The following is an 18,134-nucleotide window of genomic DNA, read 5'->3' as shown; positions in this document are numbered from 1 at the left end:
ATGCCATTTTTTGTGTATACGAATGCATAGCGATGTGCAAGTGCATGAAGTACAGCAACGGTGGCGTGAGGCACGAAGTACTCCACACCACCGTAATTAACTAATGCGCACAGTGCTATAGAAGAAACGGCATTCCACGAGGTGCGGCAACCGCCTCTGTCGTTTCCCCTGGCTTTTCCTTACTATGGTTGATAAACCGAGCCCAGTTCATTCGGTTTCATCCATCGAAACTTTCCCAAGTACCGATTACCGTTCCCTAATCCCGGTTTAATCTATGGCGATCGATCGCTACGGGCGCAGCATCAACTACCTGCGGATTTCTCTGACAGATCGCTGTAATCTGCGCTGTGTCTATTGCATGCCGGAGACGATGACCTTTCGTCCCCGTGCCGAACTGCTTCAGGATGAGGAATTACAGCGGCTTATTCCACTCTTTGCCACGATCCTTGGATTTCGAAAATTCCGGTTGACTGGAGGCGAACCAACTCTGCGAGAAAATATTGTGGGCTTGGTGCGCCATATAGCCGCTGCCCCCGGTGTCGAAGAACTGGCTATGACGACCAATGGCGTGTTGTTATCAAAACTGGCACAGCCCCTCGCCGAGGCAGGATTGCAACGCGTCAACATCAGCATTGATACTCTCGACCCTGACAAGTTTAAAGCGGTGACACGCTGGGGGGACGTCGGCGACGTGTGGAGTGGAATTAAAGCTGCGACAGAAGTAGGACTACACGTCAAACTGAATGCTGTGATTGTACGCGGCTTTAATGACCGAGAAGACGTGATCGAGTTAGCGCGCCTAACTTACGACTTCCCCTGGCAGGTGCGATTCATCGAAATGATGCCCTTTGGAGAAGTGGCAGAATTTCAACAGGCCAACTCCGTCAGTGAAGCCGAATTACTGGCTCGTATCGGTGATACGTTAGATGCGCCGGTACTTCTCAATAACGGTCAACTTGATGGAGAAGCCCGCCTGTACCAGCTACCAGGAGCTGTAGGAAGCTTAGGTTTCATCAGTCCGGTCACACAACCCTTTTGTGCTGGATGCAACCGGGCCCGGTTGACAGCTGACGGGCGCTTACGGCTCTGCCTGCTGCGTGACCATGAACTGGATGTACTCACCCCCCTCCGTCAAGGCATTTCTTCTACAGACTTACAACAACTGATTGAAGATGCCATCTGGCTCAAACCCTGGGGCCATGGTTTAGCAGAAGAAGATGTCCCCCTAAACCGGGTCATGTCGGAAATCGGCGGCTAATACAGCTAAGACCGAAAAGGCTGTATCGCCCGTGTGGGCAGTACAGCCTTTTCGGTCTTAGGTTTGCTGAGCTACTTATCCCTAACAAAAATGCACTAGTACGCTGAGGCGGAAATCCATCACCTATGTTTTGTGTGGGGTGCTTCGCACCCCACACAAAACATAGGTTGTGAACTTAGGCCGCAGCCTACTAGCTCTGGTCTTTTCAAGACGACTCAGCTTCCGAGGGAACGTTGGTTGTAGTCGTTGAAACGAGGGCGATCGCCTCCCCATCTCCCTCCACCTGCGCCTCCGTTGAAGAACGGCCAAACACGATTTCGCTGAGGCGATCGCGCTGATTAATCAAATAGATGCTCACCAGCGTCAACCCTACACCAAACCATTGGGTTAAATTCAGCACCTCACCCAACAACCAATTGCCAAATAGCAAGGCAAAGACGGGGGTGAGAAATGTCAGAGAAACAAGACTGGTAAGGCTACCGGTGGCAGCAAAGTAGAAAAAGAGACCGTAGGCGATCGCACTTCCAAACACGGTTGAATAAGCCATCGCCGTCCACTCTGACAGGCCCAACTGCTGCCATTGGCCCACTTCTCCCCAGGCCGACAGAACAAACAATGGAATGCCGCCCAAAATCATGTGCCAGCCCGTTGCCGCCACCGGATCAGCATGACGGCTCACATAACGCATTAGCACCGTACCCACCGCCATTGATAGAGCTGCCAGCAACATCAGCCACTGACCGTTCTGAAAAATTCGCTCAACCAGATCCACGCCACTACCCAGCGACAACTGCCCATGCAGGAGGCCAGAAAGAACAGCCTCGGGCAGCCCTAAAAGGCTAATGCCAGCAACCCCAAACGCTAATCCTAGCCAGCCCCAAAGGCGCACCTGTTCCCCAAATAAGAAACGTGCCATCAGCGCCACCGCCAGCGGTTGAGAGTCAATCATCACAGACCCCAAACCCGCGCCAGTGCGTACTAATCCTTCGGCTAGAAAGCCCTGAAACAAGGCCCCATCAATCAGGCCGAATAATGAAATCCAGGCCCAGGCTCTCCAACCGGATGGCTGAGGGCGACCCATCCATTGCGTGGCGACAAGGATCAGCAGCCCCGCTGGTACCAATCGAATTCCGGCCATGAAGAGAGGTGTGGTTTGTAGAATTACCCCTTTCATGGCAACCATCGCTGTTCCCCACAGGAAGAAGGGGGCAATCAACAACAAGGATGCAACGGGAATCCGAGACTCGGATAATTTGAGGGCCATAGGGACTGCCAGAAAGTCTTCATCTAATTTTACAGATTATGTAGTTTCTTAACAAAATGGTCTGTATTCTCTCACATCGGCGTCTGAGTACGGTGAGAGCACCACTTTGCCCTCCTTCTACCTCATCCAAGTATTACAGCGCTTTGCGCTTGAATTAGCCATGGTTATTTTTGTGAGAGCCGCACTCCGCGCGACTCTCACAAAAATAACCAGATTTTAAGCGCTTAAAAAGTGCTGTAAGAACTGCTGCATTGAAGGTAACCCCCTCAATTCGCCAGCGCTGAATTGCCACTTACGGAGAATCATTCGGGGTGGATTAGTGCAAACTAGAGATCAGCTTAGTCGCACGAACGATTGTACGGATTCAACATGGTTTGGTTTTTTAAGCGCCCATTTCGTCAACAGATTGCCCGCATTGAAGTGAATGGGGCGATCAATGGTTCCACCCGCACCCGCGTTTTAGAAGCCCTCAAAACCGTAGAAGAGAAGAAATTCCCGGCATTACTCCTGCGGATCGACAGCCCTGGCGGCACCGTAGGCGATTCTCAGGAAATCTACGAGGCGCTCAAACGGCTTCAGGACAAGGTCAAGATTGTTGCGAGCTTTGGTAATCTGTCGGCTTCGGGTGGGGTCTACATTGCCATGGGAGCTCAGCACATCATGGCAAACCCCGGTACGGTCACCGGCAGTATTGGCGTTATTTTACGCGGCAATAACCTGGAGCGGTTGCTGGACAAGGTGGGCGTTTCTTTTAAGGTGGTTAAATCTGGCCCCTACAAAGATATTCTGGCCTTTGATCGAGAATTGACTGAGCCTGAGCAAGGTATTTTGCAGGCGCTCATTGATAGCAGTTACAGCCAGTTTGTCCAGACTGTTGCAGAGGCCCGCAGGCTTCCGGTTGAGGCCGTAAGAGCCTTTGCCGATGGACGTATTTTTACAGGGCAACAAGCCTTGGAACTGGGGGTCGTCGATCGCCTGGGTACCGAAGCTGATGCTCGCCGTTGGGTAGCAGAGCTGGTAGGGTTAGATCCAGAGAAGACACCCTGCTACACCTTGGAAGAGAAGAAAAAGCTGATCAACCGCATTCTGCCATCAAATACCCGCTTCCCTGCTCAATTACAAGCCACAACCCAATGGATGGAATTTGAGCTAGAAACCAATGGATTGCCGCTATGGATGTTTCGTCCTTAGGGTTTGACGGAGAATTCACAGGATCTTTATCAAAGCAAGGTTAAAGGATTCATGGTTTCCGCATTTCAATGGAGAGACAGACCGATCAGAGATCCGTTGAAAGGTTAGTTCTTTGTATGCAGAGCGGGCAAAGCCTAATTTCTTTTAGGGCTTTTCAAAGGACTCCTATTAAGGCTGTTAAAACAAGAGGATGCAGTCAAATTTGAAATGGTTCGAATGTTAAAAAGTTTTGAGTAAGTTTTGAAAACATTGGTATGGAGCTTATGGAGGACATCCACGTGGGTTGGCGAGTGCGGGCAATTCGAGGAGCAACCACTGCGACTGGAAATTCGGTGGAGGCAATTCACTCGGCTGTGATGGAAATGCTAGATGCTATCGAGCATCGAAATCAGTTGGATTTTGATGAAATTGTCAGTGTGACTTTTTCCGTTACCCGAGATCTAGATGCAGCTTTTCCCGCGGCGATCGCCCGCCAACGCCCCCACTGGCAAAACGTTCCCCTGCTCGATGTGCAACAAATGCACGTTGCAGGTAGCCTGGAGCGCTGCATCCGGCTGATGATCCATATCAATGCCCCAGCTCATATCCGCTTCCACCATGCCTACCTGCGCGGTGCCGCCGTTCTGCGACCCGATTTAAGCATGGAACCTGTCATCCCTCAGTTCTAGAATCCCTGTTTCCTTTAAAGAAGAATGCACGGTGCTTAGCACCGTGCATTCTCTTTATCTATCTATTGACTTTAAGAATCCTCAGGATACGTTGGTGTAGGTGCGATCGTTCGTACGCTGATGGGAGCGGGGGCTGCGAGCGCCAACAGCAGCACCAATCATGGAGGCGGCCAGACCCAGCAATGAACCCAGGGCAAAAGACCAACCCACTTTAGCCGAGTTGCCTGCAAGGTTTTGAGCTTCCTGAGTTGTTACATCGGGAGTTTGAACATTCGCGGGGTTAGGAATGTTGCCCGTCTGATTCAGGATTTCTCCAGCATTCGATGCAGCAATACCGAATGCACCGGAAACACCGGAGGAGATCAACCAGGCACTGACGGCCAGGGTAGTTGCCCACAGAATTGCACCATTCAACAGAGCAGTCTTACGGTTCATCGGACCGCAAGCACGGGAGGTAACCCAGCCACCCAGAAATAGAGAAATAAACAAGCTGATGATCGACCAAATACCCACAGCGGAGCCAACTCCACCGGCATTGGCTTGGGGGGCTCCAGAGTTAGCCAGAGTAGTTAGACCGATCGCGGCACCCAGAGCTGTCAGCACGAGTTGAGAGCTGATCGCGGTGACGAGTCCTGCAAAGATAGGACCCCAACGTACCAGATCGTGATACTCGGCAACTGGGACAGCAGCCATCGGTTCTACAACCCGATTGACAGGTTCATTTGTGTAAGCCATGGTCTAGTAGCTCCTGCTAGCTATAGGTGAAATCTAGGCGTGAATTTTCATAAGTCCAAAATAGGCTGTGTTTGCTGTGGATACACCTACCTGCAGGGATAAGCAAAATATCCCCTAGGAGTACATATTTCGGCAATCCGTACCTCTAAGGTGTGGCCTAACAGAAATGTGTTTATTGCATCTATGCGTGGGATCATGTACTGAACAGGTCTGTGCTTCTTAACCCAAGGTGCAAGGCTCACAGCATCGCTTTTCTATCAAAGAACAAACTATTTTTTTACTTTAGCTGAAGTGAATATTTCACACCGATTCTCTTATCAACCTGAGATATCCGCTGGCAAGAAATCCACCAGTACTGTTCTAAATGAGCTGATAGGTTAAGGGCGTTTTTAAGTCAGTAATTCTCATTTTGGAATCCAACCCGAAAATAGCCCGCCTTCGGCGGGCTATTTTCACGTCAGTTCGGGATAAGCCGAACCGCCCATTATTGCGTGCGCGACGCGCACGCAATAATGGGCTTTTTCGAGTGCCGCGCGAAGCGCGGCACTCGAAAAAGCCCTTAACCCGAACTGAGGTTATTTTCGGGCTTCAACGCTGAAGCCCATACTGAGAATTGCTGCTTTTGAGTGCCGTACGTTGCACGGCACTCAAAAACGCCCTTACGTTTAAAACACGACTGAGCTTCTACGAACTATCCCGAAGGGATTGCAAGTTTTGACTCAACTGCAGGAGTCCTTTCCGAGTCCAGGTTTTTACAGTGCCCAGTGGAGCGTCCAGAAATTGAGCAATTTCTGCCTGGCTTAAGCCTTCAAAATAGCTCAGCTCCAAAACTCGCCGCTGCATTTCTGGGAGCATCGCTACAGCACAGCGAACCAGCTCTCCTCGTTCAAGGGTAGAGGCTTGATCAAAGGGTGTAGTGCTCGTGATAGGAGGGCTGACCTCATCGGACCACTGATTTAAGATACGGCGACGGTTGCTGCCCACTCGCAGGCGATCGATGGCGCGCGATCGCGTCACCGTTGACAAATAACTACTCAAACTGCCCCGACTCGCCTGATAGGTATTGCGTTGCCATAAGGTGAGAAAAACCTCCTGGGTCAGGTCTTCTGCTTCTGCTGAGTTACCCAGAATTTTCATCGCAATTCCATACACCAACTTGGAATAGCGATCATAAACAACGCCCAGTGCAGCAGTCTGACCGGCTTGAAGGGCTTGAATCAGCTCTGCATCAGTATCAAGCATGGATATAGATTGAGAACCTATAAATACTTTTGCAATAACAGCTTGAGCTTTTCTTTTGTACTGTCAGGTGCCTTATCCAACGGGGTGATAATGGCATACTTGAGGGCATCATGAGCATCGGATAAAGGCGGATTCTCGCTCAGACGCCGGACTGTTTCACGAATGACCCGTTGGGCGTTAACGGCGTTTTTCTGCAGGTTGCCAATCACCATTTCAACCGTCACACTGTCATGGTCGGGATGCCAGCAATCGTAGTCTGTTACTAGAGCTAGAGTGGCATAGGCAATTTCGGCTTCACGGGCAAGCTTGGCTTCAGGCAAGTTTGTCATGCCAATAATCGTGGCGCCCCAGCTCCGGTATAGATTCGATTCCGCTTTTGTGGAAAATGCTGGGCCTTCCATGCAAACGTAGGTGCCCCCCCGATGCAAAGTAATGTCGGGCAGATTGAGGTCAGCGATCGCCCCCGCCAACACTTCCGCCAATCGATTGCACACTGGGTCACCAAAGGAAATATGAGCAACAAGGCCATCACCAAAAAAGGTGGATACACGGTGTCGGGTGCGATCGATGAACTGATCTGGCACGACCATATCCAGCGGCTTCACTTCCGCTTTTAGAGACCCCACGGCCGAAGCCGAAATTAAATATTTCACCCCCAAACTCTTCATCGCGTAGATATTCGCCCGGAAGGGGAGTTCCGTTGGCATCAGCGTATGCCCGCGCCCATGACGCGCTAGAAATACAACCGGCGTCCCATCCAAGGTGCCCCGAATCAGCGCATCGGAGGGTGGCCCAAAGGGTGTATCCACCCGGATTTCCTCCACATCCTGCAACGCCTCCATTTGGTAGAGGCCGCTGCCGCCGATAATGCCGATCTGAATATCTGTCATAGCTGGGGTTCTGAACGACTCTAGGATTTTATATCAATCACTCAGGGTGTTAAGAGTAATATCAGACCTTGCATAAAAAAACCAAGTAGCGATCGCCCCCTACACTGGGCTAACCTTGGCCCGATAAAGCAACCGATCGCCCTGCACATACCCCATATATCGCACCCTGACTTGATCTCCTGGCTGTGCATTCCCTTCCATCAATTGATGCTGCTGCGGGTCATAGGGAATCTCGGAGCCGACCGGGGCGATCGACTCGATCCCCCACTGGCTCAGCAATTGATCCAGCGGCCGCAGTAGGGGAGCTAAACGACTAGCTGGGATATCCGGTTTTTGCTGGGCTGTATACAAGGCTGTTGGTAGTTGCACCAGCATAGATTCCAGAGTTTGCAGCGTCGCCTGCTGAAATTCAGCCAATAACTGCTCCCGCTGTTGCTCTAGTTTGGCCTGAAGCCGTTGATACTCCTCCTGTAGGGCGGTAGCGTCTGAGTCAGTAGAAGCTGAGTTTTCTACCGCAGTTGATGTTACCAAAGTCGATGAAAAATGGGAGATAAACTCCGTTAAAGACAGGCCTAGAGCTTCACTCATGCGTTGCAAGTTCTCGACGCGCATGGCAGCTATCTGCCCTCGGCGCAACTGCTCCACCTGCCATTTCGACACCTCTGCCTTGCGACAAAGCGCTCGAAAACTGGGGATATTGGCTGCTTCAAGCAGCGATCGCAACCGTTCTGAAAAATCCGGGGAGTTCATACCAGCGTCCTGATGTTGCGCTTCCCAACTTCAAGTAATGTTTTTGTGGGTAGCAGAGACAGCCTGCCACCCACAAAAACATTACATCGTATCCAGAGTTGAGGGACAAAATGCGCAGATTGGTGACGGGATTGATAGTAGCCATGTTCTGGTTGGGGGCGATCGCGGGAACCTGGGCCGCCGAGTTGCCCACAAGCAATTTGCCGGACGCGGCCCCCCTATTTGAGACGCACTGTGCCGGCTGCCATATTAACGGCGGCAACATCATTCGCCGGGGCAAAAATCTGAAACAAAAAACCCTGGAACGCAACGGATATGACACTGCTGAGGCAATCGCCCAACTCGTTACCCACGGCAAAGGCAATATGCCCGCCTATGCTGACCGCATGACGCCAGACGAAATTCAAGCCGTCGCTAACTATGTATTGGAGCAAGCGGCACAAAATTGGAAACCCTAATTTCGAAGTGATGGGTCAGGGTAGCGTCGAAGCATTTGACAGTCAAAACATCACGGAATAGCAGAACCATACCGAACGTTGACGATAGGTTATTCCTGAGAACGTCCCCGACTAAATCGCTCACGGATACGGCCGACAAACTGATCGACCTCCGGCAACTGTAATCGGCTGGCATAAAACGCAAAAGCCAAAAATCCTAGGGCTCCAGCGATCGCCAATTCCCCTAACTGAACGAAGAAGCCGTCCAACCCCATCCAATTTTGCAGAAGTCGGAGGCTACCGTAGGCGATCGCTCCAGTCATCACGCTCCCAACGGTCAGATTCAGCGTAATCATACTCCACTGACGCAGAGGCAACCCATTCAGGCGGCGATCGAGAATCCACAGCATCGTCACTAGGGCAATGAAATTGACCCCTACCGTTGCCAATACCAAACCCACTGCACCTAAAGGTTTGACCAGCAGGAAATCCAAAAAGGCATTCAAAAAAATATTAACGACGCTGATGCGAAAAGGAGTATCCCCATCTTCCAGAGCATAAAAGACGCGGACCAATACATCTCGGCCTAGATAGAAGAACATGCCCAAGGCATAAGCCACCAGCACTGAAGCCGTCAGATACGAATCTTTTTCTGTAAATGCGTAGCGTTCATAAACCACCCGCGACAGCGGCACCGCCAGAGCGACCATCAGAGCGCTGATTGGCAGCATCGTGATAGCCGTCATTAACAACCCCTGCCGGATGCGCAGCTTCAGATCAGGCCAATTTTCTGGCGCCGCCAGACGAGAAAAAACAGGAAGCAAGGGCACCAGGATAACGTTAGACAGGATACCCAGCGGCGTCTGAATCAACAGACCCGCGTAGCCCATAGCCGATACCGCCGCCGCCGCACTGGGGATGAACGATGCAAAAAACAAGTCCGTCCAGACGTTGATCTGCATCATGCCTGAGGAGAATGTGGCAGGCCCCATGATTTTGATCACTTCCTGCACTTCCGGCTGACGGAAGTTAAAGCGGGGGCGCAACGTTCCTAACCCCGATCTCCATTGCACAGGCAGCTGCACCAACCACTGCATTACAGCTCCAGCCACAATCGACCAGGCCAGTACCGCACCGCCAAACATGATGTTTTCTGAGCCGGAAATACCGGATCCTAGATACCAGGCCAACCATCCCAACCCCAACAACACCGAAAGACTAGAAAAAATTGGGCTAATGGAGGGCAACCAATACTGATCTGAGGCATTCAGCGTACCAAAGCCAATGCCAATCAATCCTGCCAGCACCGCCAACGGCGACATGATGCGGAATTGCAAAATAGCCACTTCCCGAGTCTGTTGCAAGGTTGCATACACCTCAGGTGCTTCTCCCAACGCCTGAAATTGCTCTGGGGTAATAAACAGACCAGGCGCGACTAATCGCATCAATGGCTCTGCAAAGACAATCATGCCGACCATGACCAACAGGAGAATGCCGACTACCAGGGTGGTAATGGTTTCCACAATGGCCGCGATTTCCTCGCGCCTCCGCTTGGCCAGAACACTGACAATGGCACTGTGGAAAGGGCCATTTATCCCCCCCAGCAAAATCAGTAGAAAGCCGGGAATCACATAGGCAAAGTTGAAGGCTCCGAAAATCGGTCCGACTCCAAAAGCGGCAGCGATCGCCTGCTGCCGAAACAGCCCAAACAGTTTACTTATCAGGGTGGCCGCCGCAACAATACCAGCAATCCTGGTTAAAGAGCGGGCTGGGCGCTTGACATCAGACACAGAATTTCAGGTTCCTTTAGGGTGACTTCACCCATTTAAGCCTGAAATGGGTAAGAAGTTTTGCGGGTTCTATTTCAAACCTATCCATGGGCAGGGTAGAAGGGATACTGAACGACTCTTCCGGCGCACCCAACAAGCGGATGAGAATACTAGTACGCTGAGGCGGAAATCCATCACCTATGTTTTTGTGTAGGGTGCTTCGCACCCTACACAAAAACATAGGTTGCGAACTTAGGCCGCAGCCTACTAGGGTAAGTTTCAAAGCTTATTGAAAGGGTTGTTTTTTCGTGCGCTAAGCGTGCGAAAAAAACAACCCTTAAAACAGCCCCTGGCTTTTCATGAGGGGGACAGCTAAAGAATCTCCGCGCGCAGCTTAGCTAAGGGCAGGCTCAGAAACTTCCGCGCACCCGAAACATAGGCTCGCTTCGTGAACACGTCGTAGCGGTTCTTCTCGATAGCATCGAGGATTTGGCGATAGAGCATCAGCGCTGACCACACGGGGAAGCGAGCATCGCGGCTGAGCTGACGAATGCCACTCTCAGAATCCGCAAAAAACTGACGAGCCCGACGAATCTGAAATTTCATCAACTCTCGCCAACGGTCGTCGATGACGCCGTTCATCAGATCTTCCTCGGTGTAATTAAACCGAGCCAGGTCTTCCAGCGGTAGATAGATTCGACCACGGCGCGCATCTTCACCCACATCTCGCAGGATATTGGTGAGCTGATTGGCAATGCCGAGGGCGATCGCCTGCGGTATCGGATTAGGTACCCCTTTATCCCCATCCCATGGGGCTGTGCGGCCATCCGTATCGACTCCCATCACCGCTGCCGACATCAGGCCGACCGTCCCGGCTACCCGGTAACAGTACAGCTCCAGTTCTTCAAAGGTCTCGTAGCGGTTACGGTAGAGATCCATCCGCTGCCCCGCAATCATGTCACGGAAGGGTTGGATGTCGATAGGAAAGTGCTCCAGGGTATCAACCAGGGCAACATCTACATCGGAGATCGGATGACCCGCAAAAATAGACTCCAGGTTCGCCTCCCAGTCATCCAGGGTGGCGTCAGTCGTAAATTGAGCCCGGGCACCATCTACCAATTCATCAGTGTGGCGACACCAGACGTAAATTGCCCAGATCGCGCGTCGCTTCTCCGGGGGCATCAATAACGTCCCCAGGTAGAAGGTTTTAGCGTACTCTTGGGTAATTTGACGACAAGATTCGTAGGCTTCTGCGACCGAAGCCTGCGGCGTCTTGCAGGTGGGTTTTGGAAGTTGCAGCATCACATCGCAGGGCTTGGAATACAGATAAACCTATCAGCAATTGGCAACCGAACGGGAGTAAACCGCCACGATTCAGCCTGAAAAAGAGAATAAATCGCCATTATCAGGAAGAAGCGGGCTGAAGAACCTTTGCCGGAGCATCGGCAGACTCGGTAACCACGGGCGGTTGACAAATAGCCTGCGCTGCAAGCTTACCAGAAAGCACGGCACCTTCCATACTGCCGAGGTAGCGTTGCATGGTGTAACTACCCGCCAAGAAGAAATTAGAGATGGGCGTAGCTTGGCTGGGACGGCACTTCTGACTGCCTGGACGCGCCGTATAAACCGAGCGCGGCGTTTTTACAATCTTGTACTTAAGCAGCTTTGCCGGGTTCTCACCCTCAAAATCATCTGGAAAAATCTTTTTCAACTCCTCCAGGGTGGCAGCCAGGATATCCTCTTCAGATCGGTCAATCCAATCTTTTGCAGGAGCCAATACAAGTTCCAGCATGGACTTATCGGGGTCTGAATACTCGCGGCAGGTATTGCTCATGTCAGCGTAGACACTGAGCAGGGGCGATCGCGAGAACAGTAGCTGATCTACCTCCGTCAGCTTCCGATCCATCCAGAGGTGAATGTTAATAACGGGTACACCTTCCAACTCCGTCATCTTCTGGAAGAATTCAATCTTCTGCCAGGGTTCAGGCATCAATGCCTTCATCACGTCCACTGACATGGCCGAGACGTAGGCATCCGCTGTAATAACTTCATCGGGAGCCCCATCTAGGCCACGAATCGCGAAACCTCCAACCGTTCCGTCATCGTTCAATAACACCTGTTTCAAAGGCTTCTTGAGGTGAACTTCCCCACCTCGTTCGGTCACATAATCCACGATGGGCTGGCAGAGCCGCTCCGTGGGCGAACCATCTAAAAAGGCAACCTTGGAACCATAGCGCTCCTGTAGGAAGCGGTTCAGAGCCGTTAGAGGGACAGTAGCGGAAACATCTTCAGGGTTAATGAAGGTCAATGCTTTAGAAGCCGCAATGAAAATATCGCTGTTCACCCGCTCATCAACCCCTTGCAGCCGCAACCATTCCAGCAAGGAGTATTGATCCATGTTCTCAACGTACTGCTGACCCCGCACGATCGCAGGCAGAAGGCCAATCGCAAAGCGTACTTTTTGCTCCCAGGTCAGCATGTCGTTATTGCGCAGAATAGAGGCAATAACGTTAAGGGGAGCCGGAATATCGGGTACGTCGAAGCGCGAAAGGACGCCAGGCTTTTCCGGCTGGTTGAAGATCAGGGTGTGTTCTTTCCATTGCAGGCGGTCTTCAATTCCCAGCTCCTTGAAGAGTTGGAGCATGTTGGGGTAAGCGCCAAAGAAGACATGCAGCCCGGTTTCATACCAGTCTCCATCTTCATCTTTCCAGGCCGCCACCAGACCACCCAGGACATCACGGCTTTCCAGGACGATGGGGGTATGTCCGGCATCAACGAGATACTTGGCACAGGCCAGACCGGCTAACCCGCCCCCAGCGATCGCTACTCGCATGAATGATTCCTTCCCTTGGTTGGTGTTTGGATGTGCTCTAAGATTATACGCCTTTCCTTTACATTCCTTAAAAAATACTGAAGGAATGGAGTGCATCCCATTTTTGTAAGTGAGGCGGGCGAAGCCCGTCTCACTTACAAAAATGGGGTTCCCAAATCTACAAAAGTGGGATGCACCCAAGGAATGCTTGTTTACGGGTTATCGCCATCTTATTGCGATGTCGCGTTAGCTAGGACATCGCCCATGTTGATTTTTCGTGTGTATAGCGCACAAAAAATCGCTATTAATCGTCCTCTTCCAACACTTCATCCAGGTGGAGGGAGTCCAGTTCTTGCTTGCCACTGCGACGCGATTGACGGCGGTACTTCTTCTGGGAAAGTTTAGGTTCTGTTTCGATTTGACCCGATTGGCGAATCTTTTGCTTGGTGGTGGATTCTACATCAGGGGTACGGTCAAGTTGAGTCTGACGAGCGATCGCCTCTTCCAAAAACGTTAAATAATACTCATACCGCTCCCAATCGCCTCGCACAGCACAGCCGGGCTCATCCCGATGGAGGCAATCGTTAAACTGGCAGAATTCATGGCTCAAGCGCTCGCGGGCTTCGGGGAAGAAGTGAGCCAACTCGGTGGGAGCACAGTATAAATCAGGCTGATTAAACCCAGGGCTATCGGCCAGAAGACCGCCGTGGGCTAATTCAAATAATTCGACGTGGCGGGTGGTGTGACGACCGTGGCGCAGTTTTCCAGATACTTCTCCAACGCGCAGTTCCACATCAGGTAGCAGACGATTGAGCAGGCTGGACTTGCCAACTCCTGATGGCCCTGAAACCAGAGTAATATGGCCTTCCAGGCTCTCTTGCAAGTCATCCAGGCCCGTATTGGCTTGAACGCTCATAAAGATGGGGGAGTAGCCCCAGGTAGCCAGGCGATCGCGCCACTGCTCCCGTTCTTCTTCTGAAAGCAGATCTTGCTTATTCAGACACAGCCGAACCGCTACTTCTGTAGACTCCGCTTTGACCAGAAATCGGCTGAGCTGCATGGGTTCTAACGATGGCTCCGCCAGAGCAAACACTAATAGAATTTGATCGACGTTAGCAATGCGGGGCCGGTCCAGCTCCGTCTGCCGGGGATAGACAGCAGAAATGGCTCCTCGTCCTCCAGCCCAGTCAGGTTCTTCGATCTGGACGCGATCGCCGACCATCACCTGCTGACCAATCTTTTTGAGACGTGCTCGCCGCGTGCAGAGCAACATGGAAACCTCCGCCCCTTCAGGCGGAATGGTGTCTGACTCTAACTGTACCGAGTAGAAGTTGGCTTGAACTGCCAGCACTGTCCCGATTAACGGCACCGATTCCTGGGTCTGCTCAGACGCCTCGTCAGCATCGTCTTGCTGCAAATCTGCAGGTTCTGACGTGATACGTTCGGGTAATTCTGCCCTTTCCCGACCCAGCATGGCCTCATTCCGTTGCATTCGGACGACGCACCCGCAGCGAGAAGAAACCATCCCGCGCTTCAATTTGCTCAATGGGATAGCCTTCTAATCGCAAGCTATCGGGCACCTGTTCAATCGGCTCTCCCCCATCCAGCCACACCTCTAGCAAAGCTCCAGGAGCCAGTTTCTCCAGAGTTAGCTTGGTACGTACAAAGTTGATAGGGCAGGGTGTGCCCCGTAGATCCAGTTGAAAATCTGGGGTCTGGAGCACATCACTCATGACTGAAACAGCCCCCCCAGAAAGCCCGAACCTTTACCACTGGTGCGATCGCCCCGAATCTTTGCCAATTTCTCCAACAACTCACGCTCCTCAGAAGAGAGTTTCGTTGGAATATCAACCGAAACGGTCAACAAATGATCTCCACGCACATCCGGCGTCCCTAACCGAGGCACACCGTGCTTATCCAAGGTGAGCACAGTTCCTGGTTGGGTTCCGGGCGGAATGGTCACTTCGATTGGCCCATCTACTGTGCTGGCATCCAATTTTGCTCCCAGAATGGCCTGCAAATAACTCACCTTCAACTTGGAGTGGATGTTGATACCATCCCGTTGAAATTCTGGATCCTCATTCACGAAGAGGTAAACGTACAGATCGCCTGGAGGGCCATTACGCTGTCCGGAATCCCCTTCTGAGGAAACCCGCAGACGCGTACCATTGTCCACACCAGCAGGAATAGTAATCTTGAGCTTTTTCGCTTCCTGACGCAGCCCAGCGCCACCGCAAGAGTCACACTTGTCCTCAATGACTTGCCCATTGCCACCACAGGTAGGACAACCTGAAACCTGGGTAAAGCTGCCAAAAGGGGTTCGAGTCGCACGGCGCACCTGGCCCGCTCCGTTACAAGTGCCGCAGGTGGTTGGACGAGTGCCTGGCTTGGCCCCAGAACCAGTACACGTAGTACAGGTTTCCAAGTGGCTAATGCGAATTTCCTTTTCGCCTCCAAAGATAGCTTCCCGGAAGTCCAGCTTCAGATCTAAGCGCAAGTCATCCCCACGGGTTGGCCCAGAGCGACGACGGCCCTGTTGTCCCATCCCAGAGAACCCGCTGAAGAAGCTTTCAAAGATGTCGGCAAAGCCGCCCATATCTCCAAAATCTTGGTAGCCACCAGCTCCAGCTCCAGTCACTCCAGCTTCACCGAAGCGGTCGTAACGGGCTTTTACTTCCGGGTCTGATAGCACCTCGTAGGCCCGGTTAATCTCTTTGAAACGCTCCTCGGCTCCCTCCTCTTTATTGACGTCGGGGTGATACTTACGCGCGAGGCGGCGATAGGCTTGCTTGATATCTTCTTTATCGGCTTCGCGTGAAACACCGAGAATCTCGTAGTAGTCACGGGGCATAGAGCATTGCCTCGGAGGTGCGGGGAATAAAACAATAAGAACAAAATTTGTCGAATATGTGACGGGCTAAGCACAGTCACACATTCTTAATCCTAAATCACAGGGTATCGCATCGGGAATCCGCGAGAATTACGGTTTCCCCGAAATCAACCGCCCAGTGTCAACCTAATCCTTGCTTCAAAAGCCTTTGACACATCAATGTTTCGTACGCTAGACGCACGAAACATTGACCCCTCTTGGGACTCTCCAAACATCCTCATTTAGATGTCAATTAATCAACGGCTTCGTAGTCCGCCGTCACGGTCTCGTCAGTTTCAAAGTTGAAGCTCTCGTCGAAATCTTCCAGCGTCCGAGTTTCCTCATCCTCATACTGGCCGTTATTCCACATTGCGGTAGCTTCCGCATCAGGGACAGGATCGTATTCGTAATCGGTCGAGGTGTCTTGAGACACGGTGGCATTCTGATATAGAGATGCGCCAATGGCAAAGAGAGCGGCCTGCAACGCATCAATGCGCTGCTTCATGTCATCAACGGAAACTGTACGATCGGCGATCGCAGCCCGCAGTTCTGCCACTCGCTCCATCGCTTGTGCCTTGTACTCCTCGGGAATCAACTCACCATTTTCCCGCAGAGTCGTTTCGTAATTACCAAACAAGACATCAGCCTGGTTACGCAGCTCGATCAGGTGCTGACGACGACGATCCTCCTCAGCATAGAGCTCAGCTTCCTGACGCATCCGATCCACTTCAGCATCGCTCAAGCCACCCGTATTGGTAATCCGGATGCTTTGAGCACGCCCAGTGCCCTTATCTCGGGCGCCCACCTGGAGAATACCGTTAGCATCAATCTCAAAGCTCACCTCAATTTGAGGAACACCCCGAGGAGCTGGCGGAATACCCGTTAGCTGGAATTTCCCTAAGCTCTTGTTGTCCTTCGCCATGGCGCGCTCACCCTGTAGCACATGAATTTCTACAGAGGTCTGGCCATCGGTAGCCGTAGAGAAGGTTTGAGTTTTGCTAGTCGGAATCGTTGTATTCCGCTCAATGATTTTGGTAAACACTTCACCCAGGGTTTCAATTCCCAGGGAAAGCGGGGTCACATCGAGCAGGAGCAAATCTTTTACTTCACCGCCCAACACCCCAGCTTGAATGGCTGCACCTAATGCGACCGCTTCATCAGGGTTAACCGAGCGATCAGGAGCTTTGCCATCAAAGAACTTCTTAATCGCTTCCTGGACGGCAGGGATACGCGTTGAGCCACCAACCAGAAGAATCCGATCAATTTGGTCAACAGCAAGCCCCGAATCTTTCAGTGCCTGGCTTACAGGCTCAATCGTACCCTGCACCAAGTCATTGACTAATTCTTCAAATTTGGCACGGGTCAGCTCCATCTCCATGTGCTTTGGCCCGGTTTCATCAGCAGTGATGAAGGGCAGGTTGATGGAGGTTGTCAGCATGCTAGAAAGCTCAATCTTGGCTTTCTCTGCTGCTTCCCGCAGACGCTGGAGGGCCATGCGATCGCTCGCCAAATCAATCCCTTCTTGATCACGGAAGGTATTAATAAGCCACTGCACCAACGCGCTATCAAAGTCGTCACCGCCGAGATGGTTGTTTCCTGAGGTCGCCTTCACCTCAAACACGCCATCTCCGAGCTGTAAGACGGATACGTCAAACGTTCCACCTCCTAAGTCAAAGACCAGTACAGTTTGATCCTGATCTTGCTTGTCCAGCCCGTAAGATAAAGCAGCGGCTGTAGGCTCGTTAATAATACGGAGCACTTCGAGGCCCGCAATTGTACCAGCGTCCTTAGTTGCCTGTCGCTGAGCATCTGTGAAGTAAGCCGGAACCGTAATCACAGCTTGAGTCACGTCTTCTCCGAGATAGCTTTCGGCATCCTGCTTGAGTTTTTGCAGGATCATGGCTGAAACTTGCTGCGGAGTGTAACCTTGCCCCCGAACCTGAACATCTACCGTGTCATCCTTACCCCGTACACAAACGTAGGGAACACGGCTCCGTTCCTGATTGGTATCGTCCCAACGTCTCCCAATGAACCGCTTAATACTAAAAATGGTATTTTCAGCATTGGTAACGGCTTGCCGCTTTGCAAGCTGTCCAACGAGACGTTCACCGTTTTTGCCAAAGCCTACAATGCTGGGTGTGGTTCGTCCACCCTCGGTATTGGCGATGACAACTGGCTGCCCGCCTTCCAGCACAGCAACGCAACTGTTTGTTGTACCCAGGTCAATGCCAATGACTTTTCCCATATTC

The 18,134-nt window shown here is 51.9% G+C and carries 16 protein-coding genes; 4 read left to right on the top strand and 12 right to left on the bottom strand.

The window, feature by feature from the left end:
• The first annotated feature begins 274 nt into the window (after positions 1-274).
• Entirely contained in the window at positions 275-1,258 is a 984-nt protein-coding gene (gene moaA, locus NDI52_RS00415; RefSeq protein ID WP_190772557.1) for a GTP 3',8-cyclase MoaA, read from the top strand.
• Positions 1,259-1,463: 205 nt separating this feature from the next.
• Here moaA and NDI52_RS00410 read toward each other — a convergent pair whose 3' ends face one another.
• Entirely contained in the window at positions 1,464-2,522 is a 1,059-nt protein-coding gene (locus NDI52_RS00410) for an EamA family transporter (RefSeq protein WP_190772556.1), read from the bottom strand.
• A 369-nt stretch (positions 2,523-2,891) separates the two neighbouring features.
• Here NDI52_RS00410 and sppA point away from each other — a divergent pair, with 369 nt between their 5' ends.
• Both sppA and aroH read left to right on the top strand, forming a co-directional pair.
• Positions 2,892-3,713, top strand: coding sequence for a signal peptide peptidase SppA (sppA, locus tag NDI52_RS00405; protein ID WP_190772555.1), 822 nt, complete (start codon positions 2,892-2,894; stop codon positions 3,711-3,713).
• Positions 3,714-3,976: 263 nt separating this feature from the next.
• Positions 3,977-4,381, top strand: a complete 405-nt coding sequence (gene aroH, locus NDI52_RS00400) for a chorismate mutase (RefSeq protein ID WP_190772554.1) — start codon at positions 3,977-3,979, stop codon at positions 4,379-4,381.
• Positions 4,382-4,462: 81 nt separating this feature from the next.
• Here the strand turns inward: aroH and NDI52_RS00395 are convergent, their stop codons facing one another.
• The 4 genes from NDI52_RS00395 to grpE all read right to left on the bottom strand — a co-directional run bounded on the left by NDI52_RS00395 (position 4,463) and on the right by grpE (position 7,998).
• Complete coding sequence (locus tag NDI52_RS00395) at positions 4,463-5,116, bottom strand: hypothetical protein (protein ID WP_190772553.1); 654 nt, start codon at positions 5,114-5,116, stop codon at positions 4,463-4,465.
• A gap of 684 nt (positions 5,117-5,800) precedes the next feature.
• A complete protein-coding gene (locus NDI52_RS00390; RefSeq protein ID WP_190769817.1) occupies positions 5,801-6,358 on the bottom strand; it encodes a sigma-70 family RNA polymerase sigma factor in 558 nt (185 codons plus the stop codon).
• A gap of 17 nt (positions 6,359-6,375) precedes the next feature.
• Complete coding sequence (locus NDI52_RS00385) at positions 6,376-7,248, bottom strand: S-methyl-5'-thioadenosine phosphorylase (protein ID WP_190769816.1); 873 nt, start codon at positions 7,246-7,248, stop codon at positions 6,376-6,378.
• A 99-nt stretch (positions 7,249-7,347) separates the two neighbouring features.
• Positions 7,348-7,998, bottom strand: coding sequence for a nucleotide exchange factor GrpE (gene grpE, locus NDI52_RS00380; protein ID WP_190769815.1), 651 nt, complete (start codon positions 7,996-7,998; stop codon positions 7,348-7,350).
• Between the two features lie 110 nt (positions 7,999-8,108).
• Between grpE and NDI52_RS00375 the strand changes: the two genes are divergently transcribed.
• Positions 8,109-8,456, top strand: coding sequence for a c-type cytochrome (locus tag NDI52_RS00375; protein WP_190769814.1), 348 nt, complete (start codon positions 8,109-8,111; stop codon positions 8,454-8,456).
• Between the two features lie 89 nt (positions 8,457-8,545).
• Here NDI52_RS00375 and murJ read toward each other — a convergent pair whose 3' ends face one another.
• The 7 genes from murJ to dnaK form a co-directional block, all read right to left on the bottom strand.
• On the bottom strand, positions 8,546-10,225 hold the full coding sequence (murJ, locus tag NDI52_RS00370; RefSeq protein ID WP_190769813.1) for a murein biosynthesis integral membrane protein MurJ: 1,680 nt from the start codon (positions 10,223-10,225) through the stop codon (positions 8,546-8,548).
• A gap of 351 nt (positions 10,226-10,576) precedes the next feature.
• Entirely contained in the window at positions 10,577-11,506 is a 930-nt protein-coding gene (crtB, locus tag NDI52_RS00365) for a 15-cis-phytoene synthase CrtB (RefSeq protein WP_190770318.1), read from the bottom strand.
• A gap of 103 nt (positions 11,507-11,609) precedes the next feature.
• On the bottom strand, positions 11,610-13,037 hold the full coding sequence (gene pds, locus NDI52_RS00360; protein ID WP_190770317.1) for a 15-cis-phytoene desaturase: 1,428 nt from the start codon (positions 13,035-13,037) through the stop codon (positions 11,610-11,612).
• Between the two features lie 283 nt (positions 13,038-13,320).
• A complete protein-coding gene (rsgA, locus tag NDI52_RS00355; RefSeq protein ID WP_347280184.1) occupies positions 13,321-14,508 on the bottom strand; it encodes a small ribosomal subunit biogenesis GTPase RsgA in 1,188 nt (395 codons plus the stop codon).
• Entirely contained in the window at positions 14,495-14,749 is a 255-nt protein-coding gene (locus tag NDI52_RS00350; RefSeq protein ID WP_190770316.1) for a sulfurtransferase TusA family protein, read from the bottom strand. Before NDI52_RS00350 ends, rsgA begins: the two co-directional genes overlap by 14 nt.
• The gene (gene dnaJ, locus NDI52_RS00345) at positions 14,746-15,867 is read right to left on the bottom strand and encodes a molecular chaperone DnaJ (RefSeq protein ID WP_190770315.1); all 1,122 of its coding nucleotides are present in this window, start codon (positions 15,865-15,867) and stop codon (positions 14,746-14,748) included. The genes NDI52_RS00350 and dnaJ overlap by 4 nt, the downstream gene beginning before the upstream one ends.
• A gap of 271 nt (positions 15,868-16,138) precedes the next feature.
• On the bottom strand, positions 16,139-18,130 hold the full coding sequence (dnaK, locus tag NDI52_RS00340) for a molecular chaperone DnaK (protein WP_190770314.1): 1,992 nt from the start codon (positions 18,128-18,130) through the stop codon (positions 16,139-16,141).
• Positions 18,131-18,134: the final 4 nt, after the last annotated feature.

The organism is Leptolyngbya sp. PL-A3, from assembly GCF_039962325.1.
Taxonomy (GTDB): Bacteria; Cyanobacteriota; Cyanobacteriia; order Elainellales; family Elainellaceae; genus Vacuolonema.
The sequence above is the reverse complement of the archived record's forward strand: the minus strand, read 5'-3'. Positions and strand labels throughout refer to the sequence as shown.